General features: G+C 61.2%; 18 protein-coding genes. 15 read left to right on the forward strand and 3 right to left on the reverse strand.

The window, feature by feature from the left end; genetic code table 11:
• Window positions 1–59: 59 nt before the first annotated feature.
• The 11 genes from CKW37_RS13215 (at window position 60) to CKW37_RS13265 (ending at window position 14077) form a co-directional block, all read left to right on the forward strand.
• Window positions 60–2831, forward strand: a complete 2772-nt coding sequence (locus CKW37_RS13215; protein ID WP_095156152.1) for an LPS-assembly protein LptD — start codon at window positions 60–62, stop codon at window positions 2829–2831.
• Window positions 2812–4128 carry a peptidylprolyl isomerase SurA gene (gene surA / locus CKW37_RS13220; RefSeq protein WP_095156153.1) on the forward strand — a complete coding sequence of 439 codons (1317 nt, stop codon included), beginning with the start codon at window positions 2812–2814 and terminating at the stop codon, window positions 4126–4128. The genes CKW37_RS13215 and surA overlap by 20 nt, the downstream gene beginning before the upstream one ends.
• Window positions 4125–5114, forward strand: coding sequence for a 4-hydroxythreonine-4-phosphate dehydrogenase PdxA (gene pdxA, locus CKW37_RS13225; protein WP_095156154.1), 990 nt, complete (start codon window positions 4125–4127; stop codon window positions 5112–5114). Before surA ends, pdxA begins: the two co-directional genes overlap by 4 nt.
• Window positions 5111–5917, forward strand: coding sequence for a 16S rRNA (adenine(1518)-N(6)/adenine(1519)-N(6))-dimethyltransferase RsmA (gene rsmA, locus CKW37_RS13230; protein WP_095156155.1), 807 nt, complete (start codon window positions 5111–5113; stop codon window positions 5915–5917). Before pdxA ends, rsmA begins: the two co-directional genes overlap by 4 nt.
• Before the next feature lie 99 nt (window positions 5918–6016).
• Window positions 6017–6397 (forward strand): Co2+/Mg2+ efflux protein ApaG, encoded by a 381-nt coding sequence (gene apaG, locus CKW37_RS13235; RefSeq protein WP_095156156.1) that lies wholly within the window; start codon window positions 6017–6019, stop codon window positions 6395–6397.
• Window positions 6397–7254: a symmetrical bis(5'-nucleosyl)-tetraphosphatase gene (locus CKW37_RS13240; RefSeq protein WP_095156157.1), complete on the forward strand. Its 858-nt coding sequence runs from the start codon at window positions 6397–6399 to the stop codon at window positions 7252–7254. Before apaG ends, CKW37_RS13240 begins: the two co-directional genes overlap by 1 nt.
• Window positions 7255–7286: 32 nt before the next feature.
• On the forward strand, window positions 7287–7616 hold the full coding sequence (gene glpE, locus CKW37_RS13245; protein ID WP_095156158.1) for a thiosulfate sulfurtransferase GlpE: 330 nt from the start codon (window positions 7287–7289) through the stop codon (window positions 7614–7616).
• A 281-nt stretch (window positions 7617–7897) separates the two neighbouring features.
• Complete coding sequence (locus CKW37_RS13250) at window positions 7898–9820, forward strand: PrkA family serine protein kinase (protein ID WP_095156159.1); 1923 nt, start codon at window positions 7898–7900, stop codon at window positions 9818–9820.
• Between the two features lie 136 nt (window positions 9821–9956).
• Window positions 9957–11228, forward strand: a complete 1272-nt coding sequence (locus CKW37_RS13255; protein ID WP_095156160.1) for a YeaH/YhbH family protein — start codon at window positions 9957–9959, stop codon at window positions 11226–11228.
• Window positions 11225–12787, forward strand: coding sequence for a SpoVR family protein (locus CKW37_RS13260; protein ID WP_095156161.1), 1563 nt, complete (start codon window positions 11225–11227; stop codon window positions 12785–12787). Before CKW37_RS13255 ends, CKW37_RS13260 begins: the two co-directional genes overlap by 4 nt.
• Before the next feature lie 60 nt (window positions 12788–12847).
• Window positions 12848–14077 (forward strand): multifunctional CCA addition/repair protein, encoded by a 1230-nt coding sequence (locus CKW37_RS13265; protein ID WP_095156162.1) that lies wholly within the window; start codon window positions 12848–12850, stop codon window positions 14075–14077.
• Between the two features lie 15 nt (window positions 14078–14092).
• Here the strand turns inward: CKW37_RS13265 and folK are convergent, their stop codons facing one another.
• Together folK and folB are read right to left on the reverse strand one after the other, a co-directional pair.
• Window positions 14093–14608: a 2-amino-4-hydroxy-6-hydroxymethyldihydropteridine diphosphokinase gene (folK, locus tag CKW37_RS13270; protein WP_095156163.1), complete on the reverse strand. Its 516-nt coding sequence runs from the start codon at window positions 14606–14608 to the stop codon at window positions 14093–14095.
• The gene (gene folB, locus CKW37_RS13275; RefSeq protein ID WP_095156164.1) at window positions 14599–14952 is read right to left on the reverse strand and encodes a dihydroneopterin aldolase; all 354 of its coding nucleotides are present in this window, start codon (window positions 14950–14952) and stop codon (window positions 14599–14601) included. The genes folK and folB overlap by 10 nt, the downstream gene beginning before the upstream one ends.
• 74 nt (window positions 14953–15026) lie before the next feature.
• On the opposite strand from folB, the gene plsY reads away from it, so the two are divergent.
• The gene (gene plsY / locus CKW37_RS13280) at window positions 15027–15596 is read left to right on the forward strand and encodes a glycerol-3-phosphate 1-O-acyltransferase PlsY (RefSeq protein ID WP_095156165.1); all 570 of its coding nucleotides are present in this window, start codon (window positions 15027–15029) and stop codon (window positions 15594–15596) included.
• Between the two features lie 26 nt (window positions 15597–15622).
• Here plsY and tsaD read toward each other — a convergent pair whose 3' ends face one another.
• Entirely contained in the window at window positions 15623–16648 is a 1026-nt protein-coding gene (tsaD, locus tag CKW37_RS13285; protein WP_095156166.1) for a tRNA (adenosine(37)-N6)-threonylcarbamoyltransferase complex transferase subunit TsaD, read from the reverse strand.
• A 201-nt stretch (window positions 16649–16849) separates the two neighbouring features.
• On the opposite strand from tsaD, the gene rpsU reads away from it, so the two are divergent.
• From rpsU to rpoD, 3 genes are all read left to right on the forward strand, one after another.
• Window positions 16850–17065, forward strand: a complete 216-nt coding sequence (gene rpsU / locus CKW37_RS13290; protein ID WP_002551877.1) for a 30S ribosomal protein S21 — start codon at window positions 16850–16852, stop codon at window positions 17063–17065.
• Window positions 17066–17389: 324 nt separating this feature from the next.
• Window positions 17390–19366: a DNA primase gene (gene dnaG / locus CKW37_RS13295; protein WP_095156167.1), complete on the forward strand. Its 1977-nt coding sequence runs from the start codon at window positions 17390–17392 to the stop codon at window positions 19364–19366.
• A 67-nt stretch (window positions 19367–19433) separates the two neighbouring features.
• Complete coding sequence (gene rpoD / locus CKW37_RS13300) at window positions 19434–21284, forward strand: RNA polymerase sigma factor RpoD (RefSeq protein WP_095156168.1); 1851 nt, start codon at window positions 19434–19436, stop codon at window positions 21282–21284.
• Window positions 21285–21328 lie beyond the last annotated feature (44 nt).

Consider the following 21328-nt stretch of genomic DNA (forward strand, 5'->3'; position numbering starts at 1 on the left):
CGAGAGGCGTGCGGCCCCACACGCGGGCAGATGGCACGCAGGAAGCCCGGACTAATAAGATGGCATTGAAATCCCCCGCGTTTCGTAGAAAATTCCCGTTGCTGGTCACCGGCGGTTTGCTGGCACTGCAACCCCTGGCCACGTCGTACGTGGTGGCCGCCGAGCAGTTCGACTGCCAAGTTTCCGCTTCCGGTAGCTGGGACTGCAAGCCCAAGACCAGCGTGAACGCCCTTCCGCCGCGCCCGGTGCACGACGGTGCGGCCGTCAGTTCGGCCAATGCCACGCCAGAGCAGGTCGCCGCAGGCACTGCCGAAGCGAAAGGCACCGGCACCGCGCTGGTGACCGAGAGCAAAGGTCGTGGACTGAAGTCCCGCAGCGCCGACTACAGTCACCTGGACTGGGTTCCACGCGACAAGCTGACCGCGGCGCAACTCGCCGAGACCGGTCCGTATTGCTCCGGTGCCTATATCGAACCCACCCGTCCGGGCATGGATGACAGCACGCCAAAGGACGAGTCGCCGACCTTCATCGGCGCCAAGGTCTCTCGCTACCAACAGGAACAGCAGATCGCCACCCTCGCGGGTGACGTGGTCATGCGCCAGGGCAGCATGCAGGTCGAGGCCGACGAGGCCAACCTGTACCAGGCCGAGAACCGCGGCGAGCTGAGCGGCAACGTGAAAATCCGCGACAACGGTTCGCTGGTGGTGGGCGACCACGCCGACATCCAGCTCGATACCGGTGAAGCCAAGGTCGACAACGCCGAATACGTGATGCACAAATCGCGCATCCGCGGTAACGCGCTGTACGCCAAGCGTGCCGAGAACGCCATCATTCGCCTCAAGGACGGTACCTATACCACCTGTGAGCCGAACAGCAACGCCTGGCAGCTCCGGGGTAACAACATCACCCTGAACCCGGCTACCGGTTTCGGTACCGCGACCAACGTCACCCTGCGGGTCAAAGATATTCCGGTGCTCTACACCCCGTATATCTACTTCCCGATCGACGATCGTCGCCAGTCCGGCTTCCTGCCACCGTCCTTCAGCACCAGCAGCGATACCGGCTTCATGCTGGTCACGCCGTACTACTTCAACCTGGCGCCAAACTACGACGCCACCTTGTACCCACGCTACATGGCCAAGCGCGGCTTGTTGATGGAAGGCGAATTCCGCTACCTGACCAAGTCCAGCGAGGGGCAGTTTGGGGGGGCGTGGTTGAATGACAAAGATGACGAGCGCAAGGAGATGTCCGATTACAAGGACCAGCGCTGGATGATCAACTGGCAGCATAAAGGTGGGCTGGACTCGCGCCTGCTGACTGAAGTCGACTACACCGACATCAGCGATCCTTACTACTTCCAGGATCTGGAATCGGACCAAATTGGTGTAGAAAGCACCGACTACGTCAATCAGCGCGCGGGGCTGAGCTGGCGCGGCGATAGTTTTACGGCTGGATTGAACGTCCATGCCTATGAAATGGCGAACATCTCAACGATTACACCCTATAACCGCCTTCCACAGGTGTTTGCTTCCGGTGTGCTCCCTTACAAACCGGCGGGCCTGAATTTCGCTTACAACACCGAGTTCGTGCGTTTTGAACGCAGCCTGCGCTCCGGTGACTTTAGCAACGAAAAAGGCGAGCTTTCCTCTTGGTATGACAACAACGTATCAGGCTTGGCTCGCGCCAACGGTAACAGGGTCAACCTGGCGCCAGAGGTCAGTTTGCCGATGGACTGGACCTACGGCTTCCTCAAGCCGACGCTGAAGTATGTCCATACCCAGTACGATCTGGATCTGGACTCGAGAGGCAGAAGCCAGGTTGCCAGCTACGACCAAAGCCCGAGCCGAAGCATCCCCGTTGCTAGCCTGGACAGCGGTCTGTACTTTGATCGCAACACTCAGTGGTTTGGCAAAAACTATCGCCAGACCCTTGAGCCACGGCTGTACTACCTCTACGTGCCATATAAAGATCAGAGCGATATTCCGATCTTCGACACGAGCGAGTCGACCTTCAGCTATTCCTCTCTCTTCCGCGACAACCGCTTCAGCGGTAATGACCGTATCGGTGACGAGAACAAGCTCTCTCTGGGTCTCACTAACCGCTGGATCGAAGAGAACGGCTTTGAACGCCAGCGCTTCAGTATTGGCCAAGCACTGTACTTCAAGGATCGCAAGGTTCAATTGCCTGGCATTGACGGAAGTATCCGCCAGGATTCGACCTCTGACGTGTCGCCCTATGCCATGGAGTACGAACTCCGCTTCAATCGTGACTGGCGTGTGACTTCCGACTTCAACTGGGACCCGGATACGCGCAGTACTCGTTCGGGAAGCGCCATGTTCCACTACCAGCCTGAAGATAACGTCAACAAGATCGTCAACTTCGGCTACCGCTACCGTAATGATCTGGTCCGTTACGACCAAACCACCGGTAAATGGTCAGTGGGAGGCGGCGACTACGGAACTCCAGGCCAACCGGGCTACGTCAAGGACTACTACAAGATCCAGCAACATGACTTCTCCGTCATGTGGCCGATCGTTCCGCAGTGGACCGCAATCGCTCGCTGGCAGCACGATTACAACCGCAACCGCACCCTGGAAGCCTTCGGTGGTTTCGAATATGACAACTGCTGCTGGAAGCTGCGTCTGATCAACCGCTACTGGGTCGATTACGACGAATTCAGCCAGGACGCACCGCAAAACGAAAAAGGCGACCACGGCGTCTTCCTGCAGATCGTGCTGAAAGGCCTCGGTGGTGTAGTGGGCAACAAGGTTGAGTCGTTCCTCGATCAAGGCATTCAAGGTTACCGTACACGTGAAGACCAAGCTTATTGATTGTCTGCGCCCGCTAGTGCTGGGCGCCGTGATGTTGAGCAGCACCGCGCACGCCGCGGTGCAGACCCTGGACAAGATCGTCGCCATCGTCGACAACGACGTGGTCATGCAGAGCCAACTGGATCAGCGTGTCCACGAAGTCCAGCAGACCATCGCCAAGCGGGGCGGCGCGGTGCCGCCTACCAGCGTGCTCGACCAGCAGGTACTGGAACGTCTGATCGTCGAAAACCTGCAACTGCAGATCGGCGAACGCTCCGGTATCCGCATCACCGATGAAGAACTCAACCAGGCCATCGGCACCATTGCACAGCGCAACAACATGAGCCTGGAGCAGTTCCGCGCTGCCCTGGCCCATGATGGCCTGTCCTTTGATGACGCCCGCGAGCAGGTCCGTCGCGAGATGATCATCAGCCGCGTACGCCAGCGCCGGGTTGCCGAGCGCATCCAGGTGTCCGAGCAGGAAGTGAAGAACTTCCTCGCCTCGGATCTGGGCAAGGTGCAGCTGTCGGAAGAATACCGTTTGGCCAACATCCTGATCCCGACCCCGGAAAGCGCCAGTTCCAACGCGATCCAGGCCGCTGCCCGTCAGGCCGGCGAGATCTATCAGCAGCTCAAGCAAGGCGCCGACTTCGCCCAGCTGGCAATCGCCCGCTCAGCTAGCGAAACCGCGCTGGAAGGCGGCGAGATGGGCTGGCGCAAAGCGGCCCAGTTGCCACCTCCATTCGACAAGATGCTCGGATCCATGGCAGTTGGTGACGTCACCGAGCCGATCCGTACGCCAGGCGGCTTCATCATCCTAAAACTGCAGGAAAAGCGCGGCGGCCAAACCCAGCTGCGTGATGAAGTCCATGTACGCCACATCCTGATCAAGCCAAGCGAAATCCGCAGCGAAGCCGAGACCAAGGTCCTGGCCCAGCGCCTGTACGATCGCATCCAGGCGGGTGAAGACTTTGCCGAACTGGCGAAGAGCTTCTCGGAAGACCCGGGCTCGGCGCTCAACGGCGGCGACCTCAACTGGATCGACCCGAACGCCCTGGTACCCGAGTTCCGCGAAGTCATGGCCCACGCCCAGCAAGGCGTAGTGTCCAAGCCGTTCCAGACCCAATATGGCTGGCACGTACTGGAAGTCCTTGGTCGTCGCGCCACTGACAGCACTGCCCAGGCCCGCGAGCAACAGGCCATGACCGTACTGCGCAACCGCAAGTACGACGAAGAGCTGCAAAGCTGGCTGCGTCAGATCCGCGACGAAGCCTACGTCGAGATCAAGCTTCCTGGCGCCGAACAGGCAGCCCAGTGAAACCTCAGCGCTTCGCCATCACACCCGGCGAGCCGGCCGGCATAGGTCCTGACCTTTGCCTGCTGCTCGCCTCGCAAGCCCAGCCTTATCCCCTGATTGCCATCACCAGCCGTGACCTGCTCGCCGAGCGGGCCACGCAACTGGGTGTGGCTGTCGAACTGCTGCCAGTCAGCCCCGCTGCCTTCCCCGATCAGCCCGCCAAAGCCGGCAGCCTGTACGTTTGGGATACGCCACTGGCGAACAAGGCAGTCGCGGGTACGCTGGACAAGGCCAACGCCGCCTTCGTCCTGGAAACCCTGACCCGCGCCGGGCAGGGCTGCCTGGACGGGCACTTCGCCGGCATGATCACCGCCCCGGTACACAAGGGCGTGATCAACGAGAGCGGCATCGCTTTCTCCGGACACACCGAATTCCTCGCCGAACTGACCAACACCGCCCAGGTCGTCATGATGCTCGCCACCCGCGGCCTGCGCGTCGCCCTGGTGACAACCCATCTGCCCCTGCGCGATGTGGCGGACGCCATCACTGTGGAACGCCTCGAGCGGGTCACGCGGATCCTGCATGCCGACCTGCAACAGAAATTCGGTATCGCCGCTCCGCGCATCCTGGTCTGCGGACTCAACCCGCATGCCGGCGAAGGTGGCCATCTGGGTCGCGAGGAAATCGACATCATCGAGCCCACGCTGGAACGCCTGCGTGGCGAAGGCATGGACCTGCGCGGTCCGCTGCCCGCCGACACACTGTTTACCCCCAAATATCTGGAGCACTGCGATGCAGTGCTGGCGATGTACCACGACCAAGGCCTGCCCGTGCTCAAGTTCAAGGGCTTTGGCGCCGCACTGAATGTCACCCTCGGCCTGCCGATCATCCGCACTTCGGTGGATCACGGTACCGCTCTGGACCTTGCCGGCACCGGCAAGATCGACACAGGCAGCCTGCAGGTCGCACTGGAAACCGCCTACCAGATGGCCGAGACCCGACTATGACTGAGCAATACCAACACCGGGCGCGCAAGCGCTTCGGCCAGAATTTCCTGCACGACGCTGGCGTGATCGATCGCATTCTGCGCGCCATCAATGCCAAGGCCGGCGAACACATCCTGGAGATCGGCCCTGGCCAGGGCGCCCTGACCGAAGGCGTGCTGAGCAGCGGCGCGCAACTGGACGTGGTGGAGCTGGACAAGGACCTGGTGCCGATCCTCAACCAGCAATTTGCCGACCGCAGCAACTTCCGCCTGCACCAGGGCGACGCGCTGAAGTTCGACTTCACCACACTCGGCGCCGAACCACGCGCCCTGCGGGTGGTCGGTAACCTGCCGTACAACATCTCCACCCCGCTGATCTTCCACCTGCTGAACAACGCCGGCCTGATCCGCGACATGCACTTCATGCTGCAGAAAGAAGTAGTCGAGCGCCTGGCCGCAGGCCCTGGCGGTGGCGACTGGGGACGCCTGTCGATCATGGTGCAGTACCACTGCCGGGTCGAGCACCTGTTCAACGTCGGCCCGGGCGCATTCAATCCGCCACCGAAAGTCGACTCCGCGATCGTACGCCTGGTGCCTCACGAAACCCTGCCTCATCCGGCCAAGGACCACCGGCTGCTGGAGCGCGTCGTTCGCGAAGCCTTCAACCAGCGCCGCAAGACCTTGCGCAACACCTTGAAGGCCCTGCTCAGCAGCGATGCCATCGAAGCCGCCGGTGTCGACGGCAGCCTGCGTCCCGAGCAGCTCGACCTGGCCGCGTTTGTCCGTCTGGCGGACAAGCTGGCCGAGCAAGCGCCGGCCAATTAATACAAGCCCGGCCAGCTTCCTTCCGAAGCTGGCCGGCGCACCGGCCAATGGCCTAGACTGACTCCTTCGCAACATCCGCTTGTATTGAAGGCCCCTCGCATGTCCGAACCGCGCTATCAGGTCGACGTCAGCGTCGTCACCCGCTTCCTCCCGGAACAGTCCAACCCCGAGAACGAGCAGTTTGCGTTCGCCTATACCATCACGGTGAGCAACAACGGCGCCCTGGCGGCCAAGCTGATCTCCCGTCACTGGGTCATCACCCATGGCAGCGGCAAGGTGGAAGAGATTCGCGGAGACGGCGTGGTGGGGCAGCAGCCACTGATCGCACCGGGCCAGAGCCACACCTACAGCAGCGGTGCGGTGCTGTCCGCCAAGGTCGGCACCATGCAGGGCAGCTACCAGATGTTCGCCGAAGACGGCGTGCGCTTCGAAGCGGTGATCGCGCCGTTCCGCCTTGCCGTTCCCGGGGCCCTGCACTGATGGCGACGTATGCCGTCGGCGATCTGCAGGGTTGCCTGGAGCCGCTCAAGTGCCTGCTCGAACGGGTCAACTTCAACCCCGCCGTCGATCGTCTGTGGCTGGTGGGCGATCTGGTCAACCGCGGCCCGCAGTCCCTGGAAACCTTGCGCTTCCTCTATGGCATGCGCGACTCGCTGGTCTGCGTGCTGGGTAACCACGACCTGCACCTGCTGGCGGCCTGGCACAACATTGAGCGACTGAAAAAGAGCGATACCCTGCGCGAAGTGCTCGACGCACCGGACGCACCGGAGCTGATGGACTGGCTGCGCCAGCAGAAGCTGCTGCATTTCGACGAAGCCCGCGGCACGGTGATGGTTCACGCCGGCATTCCACCGCAGTGGACCCTGGCCAAGGCCCTGGCCCTGGCCGCCGAGGTCGAAGAGGTATTGCGCGACGACAACCGCCTCAAGCCTTACCTGGACGGCATGTACGGTAACGAACCGGCCAAGTGGAACAAGGACCTTACCGGCGTCACCCGCCTGCGCGTCATCACCAACTACTTCACCCGCATGCGCTTCTGCACCGTGGACGGCAAGCTCGACCTCAAGGGCAAGGAAGGCGCCGACACCGCCCCGCCCGGCTACAAGCCCTGGTTCGCCCACAAGGACCGCCGCTCGCGGCACGTGAAGATCATCTTTGGCCACTGGGCGGCCCTTGAAGGCCGCTGCAATGCGCCTGGGGTCTTCGCCCTGGACACCGGCTGCGTGTGGGGCGGCGCCATGACCCTGATGAATGTCGACAGCGGCGAAATCCAGCGCTGCGACTGCAAGCCCAAAGGCCCCTCGGCCCCACCTGCCACGCCCCACACAAACGGCTAGAATGGCCCGTCACTGCTGAAGGAAACCGCCCCATGAGCGAATTCAAACGCATCCCTCCCGAGCAGGCCCAGGCGCTGCGTGAACAAGGTGCGGTCGTGGTCGACATTCGCGACCCTCAAAGCTACGCCACTGGCCACATCGCAGGCTCCCATCACCTGGACAACCAGTCGGTTGCCGACTTCATCCGCAACGCCGACCTGGACGCCCCCACCGTGGTGGTCTGCTACCACGGCAACTCGAGCCAGAACGCGGCAGCGTACCTGGCTGGCCAGGGCTTCTCGGAGGTCTACAGCCTCGACGGCGGTTTCGAGTTGTGGCGCGGCACCTACCCGGCGGAAACCAGCCAAGGGACGTCCGAATAATTTTTTAAATTCCCCGCAGCCCGCGTCCCGTGCGGGCTCGCGCCTGACCAGACGAACGGTCATGGCGAACTTATCGCCCTTCCGTCCTTGACCTCCCGGATTCCGAACTATCCTTAAGCCCAGGCCATCCAAAAAGGGGAGAGCCGGTACACCGGCGTGCGGGTCATCGGTAGCGATTTCAAGGTGTTCTGGGGGGTATACAGCAATCGTCCATCCCGATTGCATGCCAGCATCAGCTGACTGATCCGGCGTCGGCTCCACGTATCGAGCGAGGTGACGTCATGAGTATTTTTAGCCACTTCCAACAACGCTTCGAGTCCACCCGTCAGGAAGAGCTCTCGCTGCAGGAGTATCTAGAGCTCTGCAAGAACGACCGCAGCGCATACGCCTCGGCGGCTGAGCGCCTGCTCATGGCCATCGGGGAGCCGGAACTGGTCGACACCTCGAACAACTCCAGGTTGTCGCGAATCTTCTCCAACAAGGTCATCCGGCGTTATCCGGCCTTCGAGGATTTCCATGGCATGGAGGAATGCATCGATCAGATCGTTTCCTACTTCCGCCATGCCGCACAGGGTCTGGAAGAGAAGAAACAGATCCTTTACCTGCTCGGCCCGGTAGGTGGCGGTAAATCGTCCCTGGCGGAAAAACTCAAGCAACTGATCGAGAAGGTGCCCTTCTACGCCATCAAGGGCTCGCCGGTCTTCGAGTCACCACTGGGGCTGTTCAATGCCACCGAGGATGGCGCGATTCTGGAAGAAGACTTCGGCATCCCGCGTCGCTACCTGAGCACCATCATGTCCCCTTGGGCGACCAAGCGCCTGGCCGAATTCGGCGGCGACATCAGCCAGTTCAAGGTGGTCAAGCTCTACCCTTCGATCCTCAACCAGATCGCCGTGGCCAAGACCGAGCCGGGCGACGAGAACAACCAGGACATCTCGGCCCTCGTGGGCAAGGTGGATATCCGCAAGCTCGAGGAATTCCCGCAGAACGACGCCGATGCCTACAGCTATTCGGGCGCGCTGTGCCGGGCCAACCAGGGCCTGATGGAATTCGTCGAGATGTTCAAGGCGCCGATCAAGGTCCTGCACCCGCTGCTGACCGCGACCCAGGAAGGCAACTACAACAGTACCGAAGGCCTGGGGGCGATCCCTTACTCCGGGATCCTGCTGGCCCACTCCAACGAATCGGAATGGCACAGCTTCCGCAACAACAAGAACAACGAGGCGTTCATCGACCGGATCTACATCGTCAAGGTGCCGTATTGCCTGCGCGTCAGCGACGAGATCAAGATCTACGACAAACTTCTCTTCAACAGCTCCCTGGCCAAGGCGCACTGCGCGCCCGACACCCTGAAAATGCTGGCCCAGTTCACCGTTCTCTCGCGCCTCAAAGAGCCGGAAAACTCGAACATCTATTCGAAAATGCGTGTCTATGACGGGGAAAACCTCAAGGACACCGATCCAAAGGCCAAGTCGATCCAGGAGTACCGCGACAGCGCTGGCGTGGACGAAGGCATGAACGGCCTGTCGACCCGCTTCGCCTTCAAGATCCTGTCGAAGGTGTTCAACTTCGACCCTCATGAAGTGGCGGCCAACCCGGTTCACCTGCTGTACGTGCTGGAACAACAGATCGAGCAGGAGCAATTCCCCGCCGAAGTGCGCGAACGCTACCTGCGCTTCCTGAAGGAATACCTGGCACCGCGCTACATCGAGTTCATCGGCAAGGAAATCCAGACCGCTTACCTGGAGTCCTACAGCGAATACGGCCAGAACATCTTCGACCGCTATGTGCTGTACGCGGACTTCTGGATTCAGGATCAGGAATACCGCGATCCGGAAACCGGCGAGATCCTCAACCGCATCGCGCTCAACGAAGAACTGGAGAAAATCGAGAAGCCGGCCGGCATCAGCAATCCGAAGGATTTCCGCAACGAGATCGTCAACTTCGTACTGCGCGCCCGGGCCAACAACAACGGCAAGAACCCGACCTGGCTCAGCTACGAAAAACTGCGGGTGGTCATCGAGAAGAAAATGTTCTCCAACACCGAGGACCTCCTGCCCGTCATCAGCTTCAACGCCAAGGCCAGCAAAGAGGATCAACAGAAACACAACGACTTCGTTACGCGGATGGTGGAGCGCGGCTACACGGACAAACAGGTTCGCCTGCTCTCGGAATGGTACCTGCGGGTCAGAAAATCCCAGTAAAAGCTGCAAGCAGTAGGCCACAAGCCACGAGCTGGTCGCGGGTGCCCAAGGCACACCGCGCAGCTCATGGTGGCGGCGGATGCTTTTACTTGCAGCGCGTAGCTTGACGCTTGCGGCTGCATTACCGGAGGGGCCCATGAGCTATGTAATCGACCGACGCCTGAACGGCAAGAACAAGAGCACGGTCAACCGCCAGCGCTTTCTGCGGCGTTACCGTGACCACATCAAGAAAGCCGTCGAGGAAGCCGTAAGCCGCCGCTCCATTACCGATATGGAACACGGCGAGCAGATCAGCATTCCCGGACGCGATATCGACGAACCTGTTCTTCACCACGGACGTGGTGGCAAACAGACCGTGGTTCATCCTGGCAACAAGGAATTCACTGCTGGCGAGCACATTCCGCGCCCACAAGGCGGCGGGGGCGGCGGCGGCCGTGGCAAGGCGGGCAATTCCGGCGAAGGCATGGATGAGTTCGTTTTCCAGATCACCCAGGAAGAGTTCCTCGAATTCATGTTCGAAGACCTGGAACTGCCCAACCTGGTCAAACGCCACCTGACCGGCACCGACACCTTCAAGACCGTACGCGCCGGCATCAGCAACGAAGGCAACCCGTCGCGCATCAATATCATCCGCACCCTGCGTTCGGCCCATGCCCGGCGCATCGCCTTGTCCGGCAGCAGCCGCGCGCGCCTGCGCGAGGTACGGGAAGAGCTGGAACGGCTGAAACGCGAAGAACCCGACAATTTCGGCGACATTCAGGAAATCGAAGCGGAAATCGAGCGCCTGAGCGCCCGTATCCACCGCATCCCCTTCCTTGACACGTTCGACCTCAAGTACAACCTGCTGGTCAAACACCCGAACCCGAGCTCCAAAGCCGTGATGTTCTGCCTCATGGACGTTTCCGGCTCCATGACCCAGGCCACCAAGGACATCGCCAAGCGCTTCTTCATCCTGCTGTACCTGTTCCTGAAGCGGAATTACGACCGCATCGAAGTGGTATTCATCCGCCATCACACCAGCGCCCGCGAAGTGGACGAAGAAGAGTTTTTCTATTCACGCGAAACCGGCGGCACCATCGTCTCCAGCGCGCTGAAATTGATGCAGGAAATCATGGCCGAACGCTATTCGGCCAGCGAGTGGAACATCTACGCCGCCCAGGCTTCGGACGGTGACAACTGGAACGACGATTCGCCCATCTGCCGGGAGATCCTCAGCAAGCAGATCATGCCGTTCGTGCAGTACTACACTTACGTCGAAATCACGCCCCGCGAACATCAGGCCCTCTGGTACGAATACGAACGTATCGGCGAAGCCTTTGCTGACACGTTCGCCCAGCAACAGTTGGTGTCGGCCGGCGATATCTATCCGGTCTTCCGTGAACTCTTCCAGCGCAGGTTAGTGACATGACCGCCAGAGAGCAGAAACGCCATCCCATTTCCACCGGGTCCGAGTGGACGTTCGAGCTCATCCAGGCTTATGACCGCGAGATCAGCCGCCTGGCAGAGCGCTACGCCCTGGACACTTATCCCAACCAGATCGAAGTGATCACCGCCGAGCAGATGATGGACGCCTACGCCTCGGTGGGCATGCCGCTGGGTTATCACCACTGGTCCTACGGCAAGCACTTCCTGAGCACGGAAAAATCCTATAGCCGCGGTCAAATGGGCCTGGCCTACGAGATCGTGATCAACTCCGACCCCTGCATCGCCTACCTGATGGAGGAAAACACCATCTGCATGCAGGCCCTGGTGGTGGCTCACGCCTGCTACGGGCACAACAGCTTCTTCAAGGGCAACTACCTGTTCCGCACCTGGACCGACGCCAGTTCGATCATCGATTACCTGGTGTTCGCCAAGCAGTACATCACCCAGTGCGAGGAGCGCCACGGCATCGACGCCGTGGAAGACCTGCTGGACTCCTGCCACGCCCTGATGAACTACGGCGTCGACCGCTACAAACGGCCCTACCCGATTTCCGCCGAAGAAGAGCGACGTCGGCAGAAAGACCGCGAAGAACACCTGCAGAAGCAGATCAACGACCTGTGGCGCACCATCCCTAAAGGAGCTGACAAGTCCAGCGACAAGGACGCCGGCCGCTTCCCTGCCGAGCCTCAGGAGAACATTCTCTACTTCATCGAGAAACATGCGCCGCTGCTGGAGCCCTGGCAGCGTGAGATCGTGCGCATCGTGCGCAAGATCGCCCAGTATTTCTATCCACAGCGTCAAACCCAGGTAATGAACGAAGGCTGGGCAACCTTCTGGCACTACACGCTGATGAACGACCTGTACGACGAAGGCCTGGTCACTGACGGTTTCATGATGGAATTCCTCCAGTCCCACACCAGTGTGGTGTTCCAGCCCGGCTTCGACAGCCCCTACTACAGCGGCATCAACCCCTATGCGCTGGGGTTCGCCATGTACACCGACATTCGCCGCATCTGCGAGCACCCAACCGAAGAGGACCGCCGCTGGTTCCCCGACATCGCCGGCAGCGACTGGCTGTCCGCCATCAAGTTCGCCATGAGCAGCTTCAAGGACGAGAGCTTCATCCTGCAGTACCTCTCGCCCAAGGTCATTCGTGATCTGAAACTGTTCAGCATCATGGATGACGATCAGCGCGACGACCTGCTGGTCCCGGCAATCCATGACGAGAGCGGTTACCGCGTCATTCGCGAAACCCTGGCGGCCCAGTACAACCTCGGCAACCGCGAACCCAACGTGCAGATCTGGAGCATCGACCGCCGCGGCGATCGCTCGCTCACCCTGCGCCACCAACAACACGACCGCAAACCACTGGGCGACTCCACCGAGGAAGTCCTCAAGCACCTGCACCGTCTCTGGGGCTTCGATATTCACCTCGAAACCCTGCAGGGCGAGCAGATCATGAAAACCCATCATGTTCCGCCACGGGGGGAGCACTCAGACGGTGACCACGGTCGCCTCGATCTCGCCGTCGTCCACCTGTAACCCAGGCAGCCTCCGTGATGTCACACAGGTTATCCTGTGGGGCATCTACGGAGGTTTTTCATGCAGATTTACAAAGTCGGCGGCGCCGTGCGTGACCGCCTGCTCGGCAGGCCGGTCACCGACAACGACTGGGTGGTGGTTGGCGCCACGGTCGAACAGATGCAGGCCCAGGGCTTTCGCCCGGTAGGCAGCGATTTCCCGGTGTTCCTGCACCCCAAGAGCGGCGAGGAATATGCCCTCGCCCGCACCGAGCGCAAGAGTGGCGTTGGCTACGGCGGCTTTACGTTCCATGCCAGTCCGGAGGTCACCCTTGAGCAGGACCTGATCCGCCGCGACCTCACCATCAACGCCATGGCCGAAGACAGCGACGGTAATCTGACCGATCCCTACAACGGCCAGAAAGACCTAGAAGACCGCATTCTCCGCCATGTTTCCCCCGCGTTCGCCGAAGATCCTCTGCGGGTCCTGCGCGTCGCACGCTTTGCTGCGCGCTTTGCCGGGCTCGGTTTCACGGTGGCCCCTGAAACCCTGGAACTGATGCGTCAGTTGAGCGAGTCAGGCGAACTGCAGGCCCTCACCGCGGAGCGCAGTTGGAAGGAAATTTCCCGCGCAATGATGGAAGACGCCCCCCAAGTATTCATTCAGGTCCTGCGCGACTGCGGCGCACTCAAGCAACTGATGCCCGAGCTGGACGCCCTGTTCGGCGTGCCCCAGCCGGTCGCCCATCACCCGGAAATCGATACCGGCGCCCATACGCTTGCGGTGCTGGAACAAGCCGCGCGGCATGAGCATCCACTGACCGTGCGCTGGGCCTGCCTGCTCCACGACCTGGGCAAGGGCGCCACGCCGGAAGCCGAATGGCCCCGACATATCGCCCATGAACATCGCGGCCTGAAATTGATCGAAGCGGTCAACCAGCGCTTCAAGGCACCGCGCGACTGCCAGGAGCTGGCGCTGCTGGTAGGCGAGTTCCACACCCACGGCCATCGCGCCCTGGAACTGAAGCCCTCGACCTTGCTGGAGCTGCTGCAACGTTTCGACGTGTATCGGCGCCCACAGCGGTTCGAAGAATTTATTGCCGCTTGCGAAATGGATGCGCGGGGTCGGCTGGGGCTGGAGGATCGTGCTTATCCACAGGCGGAATATCTGCGCGGCGCGGCGGCGGCGGCGAGAGAAGTGGCCGTGCAGCCGTTGGTGCAGCAGGGCTACACCGGGCAGGCACTGGGCGAAGCACTGAAGAAAGCGCGTCTGAATGCGCTGAAAGCCTACAAGGAAAACGCCGCGAACTGAGTTCGCGGCGCTCGATCAGAGCCCTTGCGGAGTCAACTGCCGGTCGCTCCAGAGGAACGGCACGGGGGCGAGGACCTGGTCGATCTGCGCCTCGCTCCATAGCTGCGCCATGGTCTTGCCGGCGCCCGGATGCAGCAGCGTCGGCGCTATCAGCGATAGCGGCCACAGAACGAAAGCGTTTTTCAGAATTTCGGCACGGGGCAGGATCAGGCCGTCGAAGTTGCCGTGAAGGTCGCCGTACATCAGCACATCGATGTCCAGCGGCAGCCCTTTGCGCTCCGGCGCATAGCGGCCGTTGTCGGCCTCGATGAACTTGAGCCGGCGATCCAGTTCGATCAGCGGCAGATCGGTCAGGCCGGTCACCACCAGATTGAAAAACGGCCCGCTCTTGATGCCCACCGCCTGACTTTCGAAGACGGCGGAACACTCCATTTGCTGGAGAAAACCGGCCAGTGCGTCGAGGCCGGCACTGAGGTGCCGTTCGCGCTCGACATTACTGCCGAGGCCCAGGTAGACCCGTATCAGAGGCATCCGCGCTCGATCTCCACACCAACTCCCGAAGCCGCAGGCACCGCGCCGGGCTTGGTCAGCTTCAAGTGCAGCCATGGAATGTTGAACTCGGCCATCAGCACCTGGGCCAGACGCTCGGCGAAGGTTTCCACCAACTGGAACTGCGTCTGTTCGGCAAATGCCTGGATTCGCGCCGAGACGCTGGCATAGTCCAGGGCGAGGGTGAGGTCGTCTCCCGCTGCCGCCGGGCGATTATCCCAGGCGAACCGCAGGTCCAGCCGCAGGCACTGGCGAATGCCACGTTCCCAGTCGTAGGCACCGATCACGGTGTCGACTTCCAGCCCCTCGATGAACACTCTGTCCAAGCACTTCTCTCCACAGCACGACAAGGGCGACTTGCGCCGTTAGAATCAGGGCGTCCTCGCCCGGAATAGTTAGCATGTTTTGGTTACTGGCGTTATTCGCCTACCTGCTCGGCTCTCTGTCCTTCGCCATCGTCCTCAGCCGCCTGAGCGGTAGCCCGGACCCGCGCCTGAGCGGTTCAGGCAATGCCGGCGCCACCAACATGTTGCGTCTGGCAGGGCGGAAACTGGCGATCCTGACCCTGCTTGGCGACCTGTGCAAGGGGCTATTGCCCATACTGCTCGCCCATTCGGCTGGCCTGGACCAACAAGAGCAGGCCTGGATCGGCGTCAGCGCGGTCATCGGCCACCTGTTCCCGGTGTACTTCCGCTTCCGCGGCGGCAAGGGTGTCGCCACCGCCGCCGGCATGCTGCTCGGCCTCTACCCGCCGGCCGCCCTGCTGGCCATCAGCAGTTGGCTGCTGACCTTCTACCTGACCCGCACCAGCTCGCTGGCCGCCCTGATCGCAACACCCCTCACCCTGCCACTGCTGGCCTGGCGCGAGCCTGAAGCGTTGTTGCCAATGAGCCTGTTGACCTTGCTCATCGTCTGGCGTCATCGCGGCAATCTACGCGACCTGTTCGCCGGGCGCGAACGGCATTTCTGAACGCGCCGAATGAACAGGATTCACCTTCAGATCGCCTGCAACTGTTCCATCGGCCAGCGTGCCTGCACGCTGATCGCCAGGCTTTCCTTCTGGCCCGCCGCCAGGCGCTGGCATCCCGCATAGGCAATCATCGCGCCGTTATCGGTGCAGAACTGCGGCCGGGCGTAATACACATTGCCCTTGAGTCCCGCAGTCATATCCTCGAGGGACGCGCGCAACGCCTTGTTGGCGCTTACGCCGCCAGCGATCACCAGGCGCTTCAGGCCGGTCTGCTGCAATGCGCGACGGCACTTGATGGTCAGAGTCTCTACCACCGCCTTCTCGAAGGCCAGGGAGATGTCGCAACGGGTTTGCTCGCCGTCGTCCCCAGCGCTCTTGCACTGCTGCCAGGTATTGAGGGCGAAGGTTTTCAGACCACTGAAGCTGAAATCCAGACCCGGACGATCGGTCATCGGCCGCGGGAATACGAAGCGGCCGGGCACGCCCTGGGTTGCCAGGCGCGCAATTTCAGGACCGCCCGGATAATTCAGGCCGATCAGCTTGGCAGTCTTGTCGAAGGCCTCGCCTGCGGCGTCGTCCAGCGACTCGCCGAGCAGCTCGTAACGGCCAATGCCATCGACCCGCACCAGTTGCGTATGGCCGCCCGACACCAGCAAGGCGACGAACGGGAATTCCGGAGGATGCTCTTCCAGCATCGGCGCCAGCAGATGACCTTCCATATGGTGGACGCCCAACGCCGGAATGTCCCAGGCAAAGGCCAGGGCCTGGGCGCAAGAGGCGCCCACCAGCAGCGCACCGACCAGGCCGGGGCCGGCCGTGTAGGCGATCGCATCGATCTCGGTAGGCGCGCAATCGGCTTCGGCCAGAACCTGGCGGATCAGCGGCAGCATGCGCTTGACGTGATCGCGCGAAGCGAGCTCGGGCACCACGCCGCCGTAGACGCGGTGCAGGTCGATCTGGCTGAATAACGCGTCGGCCAGCAGGCCTCGCTCGCTGTCGTAGAGCGCGACGCCGGTTTCATCGCAGGATGTTTCCAATCCCAGTACTAGCATGGGTGTTTGCCTTGTCGAGGCTGAATTCGAAGGCGCGCATGATAGTCCCCGCTCCCGGTGCCGACCAGCGGTTTTCGATCAGAGGCTTTGCATTCCGCCCAGCTAAGAGTTACCATCCGCAACCCTTAAAACCGACGTTACTCCAGTGCACATTTCTGCCACGAGTTCGTTGACCCCGGTAATGAATGAAGGTAGCTCTGGATGCCAGCCGTCAAAGTTAAAGAGAATGAACCCTTCGACGTAGCTCTGCGTCGTTTCAAGCGCTCCTGCGAAAAAGCCGGTGTACTGGCTGAAGTTCGTAGCCGCGAATTTTACGAGAAGCCAACTTCTGAGCGTAAGCGCAAAGCAGCAGCCGCTGTTAAGCGTCACGCCAAGAAAGTTCAGCGCGAACAGCGCCGCGCCGTTCGTCTGTACTAATACAGACATTCGTCGCAAGCTTCTGCCTTGCCCGGCCTACAGCCGGGCTGCCGGCAGATGTTCTGCTGTTTACTCCGGCAGCGACCCAGGTCGTGATGCCAGAGACGCCCAGACTGTTTATCAGCGCGGGCAAGCCTGCTTAAATCGTCAGAACTGGCCTCAACGCCAGCCGTGCACGTCACCACTGACGAGCCCTTACGGGCTGCAGACGAGCACACCCTTCTTTCCGTTTTTGCGTCATGCCATTCGACACCTGCTTCGAATGCACCGTCGTTCCCGCTGCATTAGCGATAGACTTTGTTATCGCCTGACGACGAGAGAGCCATGGCCGGGTTGATTCCCCAAAGCTTCATTGACGACCTTCTGAACCGCACCGACATCGTCGATGTGGTGAGTTCTCGCGTCCAGCTGAAAAAAGCCGGCAAGAACCTCACCGCCTGCTGCCCGTTCCACAAGGAAAAGACCCCGTCCTTCAGCGTCAGCCCCGACAAGCAGTTCTATTACTGCTTCGGCTGTGGCGCCGGCGGCAACGCCCTCGGCTTCATCATGGACCACGACAACCTGGACTTTCCCCAGGCTGTCGAAGAACTGGCCAAGGCTGCGGGGATGGAAATCCCCCGCGAAGAAAGCGGTCGCGGACACAAGCCGCGCCAGCCGACCGATTCGCCGCTCTACCCGTTGCTCACCGCGTCCGCCGAGTTTTATCGCCAGGCCCTGAAAAGCCACCCGACCCGCAAGGCGGCGGTGGACTACCTCAAGGGTCGCGGCCTGTCCGGGGAAATCGCCCGCGACTTTGGCCTCGGTTTCGCCCCGCCCGGCTGGGACAACCTGTTCAAGCATCTGGGCAGCGACACCCTGCAACAAAAGGCCATGATCGACGCCGGCCTGCTCATCGAGAACGCCGAATCCGGCAAGCGCTACGACCGCTTCCGCGACCGGGTCATGTTCCCGATCCGCGACAGTCGCGGCAGAGTGATCGCCTTCGGTGGCCGGGTACTCGGCGACGACAAGCCGAAATACCTCAACTCCCCGGAAACCCCGGTCTTTCACAAGGGCCAGGAGCTGTACGGGCTGTACGAGGCACGCAAATTCAACCGCAACCTCGACGAGATCATCGTCGTCGAGGGCTATATGGACGTCATCGCCCTCGCCCAGCAAGGCCTGCGCAATGCCGTCGCAACCCTGGGCACAGCGACCAGTGAGGAACACCTCAAACGCCTGTTCCGCGTGGTGCCCAGCGTATTGTTCTGCTTCGACGGCGACCAGGCCGGCCGCAACGCCGCCTGGCGTGCACTGGAAGCAGCGCTGTCGAGCCTGCAGGATGGCCGCAAGGCGCGCTTCCTGTTCCTGCCCGAAGGTGAAGACCCGGACACCCTGGTACGCGCCGAAGGCACCGATGCCTTCCGCGCCCGCATCAACCAGCACGCTCAGCCCCTGGCCGACTACTTCTTCCAGCAACTGACCGAGGAAGCCGATCCGCGCTCGCTCGAAGGCAAGGCCCACATGGCCACCCTCGCCGCACCGCTGATCGACAAAGTGCCGGGCGCCAACCTGCGCGCCCTGATGCGCAATCGCCTGAAGGAAATCACCGGGCTGGACAACCAGCAGGTCGAGCGACTGGCCCAGAGCGCGCCGCGCGAGGCGCCGCCGGCCTACGACCCGGGCATCGACTACGATGCGATTCCGGACTACAGCCAGGACTACAGCGACTTCCACCAGCCGGAGCATTTCCAGCCCCAGCCGCAATGGACGCCCAACCAGGGCGGCCAGCAGCAGAAGAAGAAATGGGACGGCCAGGGCAAGAAGGGCAAACCGTGGGATCGCAATGGCAAACGCCAGGAATTCCACCCGGCATGGGTCCCGACCTCGGTCGAACCACCGACCATCATCGCCCTGCGGACCTTGCTGCATCACCCGGAACTGGCGAGGAAAGTCGAGGAAACCAGCCATTTTGCCGCCGAAGAACATCTTCACGCGCAACTGCTGGTAGCACTGGTCGAAGCGCTGCAAAAAAAACCTGAGCTACGCTCATTACAGTTGATCGCACGCTGGCACGGCACTGAACAAGGCCGTCTGCTGCGGGCGCTCGCGGAAAAGGAATGGCTGATCGATGCCGACAACCTTGAACAACAGTTTTTCGACACTATAACTAGCTTGTCCGCTCGCCAACGCGAGCGCAGCCTGGAACATCTGCTCAGAAAAGCACGTCAAAGCGAATTGAGCGCAGAGGAAAAAAATCAGCTGCGCGACCTGCTGAGTCGCAATGTTCCCGCACAAACCCCGACCTCAACTGGCGCGTGAGGTCCATGCTCGGGTATAATCCTCGGCTTGTTTTTTGCCCGCCAAGACCTTCAGTGGATAGGGTGTTATGTCCGGAAAAGCGCAACAGCAGTCTCGCATCAAAGAGTTGATCACCCGCGGTCGTGAGCAGGGCTACCTGACTTACGCGGAGGTCAACGACCACCTGCCGGAGGATATTTCAGATCCGGAACAGGTGGAAGACATCATCCGCATGATCAACGACATGGGGATCAACGTATTCGAGAGTGCTCCGGATGCGGATGCCCTTTTGTTGGCCGAAGCCGATACCGACGAAGCCGCAGCCGAAGAAGCCGCAGCAGCGTTGGCGGCTGTGGAAACCGATATCGGTCGCACCACCGACCCAGTGCGCATGTACATGCGCGAAATGGGTACCGTCGAGCTTCTGACCCGTGAAGGCGAAATCGAAATCGCCAAGCGGATCGAGGAAGGCATCCGTGAAGTAATGAGCGCTATCGCTCACTTCCCCGGTACCGTCGAATACATCCTCGGCGAATATGATCGCGTTACCGTCGAAGGCGGTCGGCTGTCCGACGTCCTGAGCGGCTACATCGACCCGGACGACGGTATTGCACCGCCGGCCGAAGTGCCTCCGCCTGTCGATCCGAAAGCCCCGGCCAAGGCCGAAGGTGACGAGGACGAAGACGAAGAGAAAGAAGGTGCCGAAGAAGAGGAAGAGACCGAAAGCGGTCCCGATCCTGAAATCGCGCGCCAACGTTTCGGTGCCGTCGCCGAACAACTGGAAGCTACCACCAAGATCCTGAAGAAGCATGGTCGCGGCAGCAAGCAAGGCGTTGCCGAGCTGCTGGCACTGGCCGAGCTGTTCATGCCGATCAAGCTGGTTCCGAAGCAGTTCGAAGTGTTGGTCGAGCGTGTTCGCGGTGCACTTGAGCGTCTGCGTGCCCAGGAACGCGCCATCATGCAACTGTGCGTCCGTGACGCCCGCATGCCACGCGCCGACTTCCTGCGTCTGTTCCCGAGCAACGAAGTCGACATGACCTGGAGCGGCGACCTCGCCAAGCGCAGCACCAAATGGGCTGAAGCCCTGGGTCGTCTGGACGCGGACATCGTGCGTTGCCAGCAGAAGCTGGTCGACCTCGAAGCCGAAACCGGTCTGACCATCGCCGAGATCAAGGACGTCAACCGTCGCATGTCGATCGGTGAAGCCAAGGCTCGTCGTGCCAAGAAAGAAATGGTCGAGGCCAACCTGCGTCTGGTTATCTCGATCGCCAAGAAGTACACCAACCGCGGCCTGCAGTTCCTCGACCTGATCCAGGAAGGCAACATCGGCCTGATGAAGGCGGTGGACAAGTTCGAATACCGTCGCGGCTACAAGTTCTCGACCTATGCCACCTGGTGGATTCGTCAGGCGATCACCCGTTCGATCGCCGACCAGGCCCGCACCATCCGTATTCCGGTGCACATGATCGAGACGATCAACAAGCTCAACCGCATTTCCCGGCAGATGCTGCAGGAAATGGGTCGCGAACCGACCCCGGAAGAGCTGGGCGAACGCATGGAAATGCCTGAGGACAAGATCCGCAAGGTACTGAAGATCGCCAAAGAGCCGATCTCCATGGAAACCCCGATCGGCGACGACGAAGATTCGCATCTGGGTGACTTCATCGAAGACTCGACCATGCAGTCGCCAATCGATGTCGCCACTGTCGAAAGCCTCAAGGAAGCAACCCGTGACGTGCTCTCGGGCCTGACCGCACGCGAAGCCAAAGTGCTGCGCATGCGTTTCGGTATCGACATGAACACCGATCACACCCTCGAAGAGGTCGGCAAACAGTTCGACGTGACCCGTGAACGGATCCGTCAGATCGAAGCCAAGGCGCTGCGCAAGCTGCGCCACCCGACGCGAAGCGAGCATCTACGCTCCTTCCTCGACGAGTAATGACAAACCCCGGCACCCGCCGGGGTTTTTCTTTCCCGCCCGGA

The organism is Pseudomonas sp. Irchel 3E13, from assembly GCF_900187455.1.
Taxonomy (GTDB): domain Bacteria; phylum Pseudomonadota; class Gammaproteobacteria; order Pseudomonadales; family Pseudomonadaceae; genus Aquipseudomonas.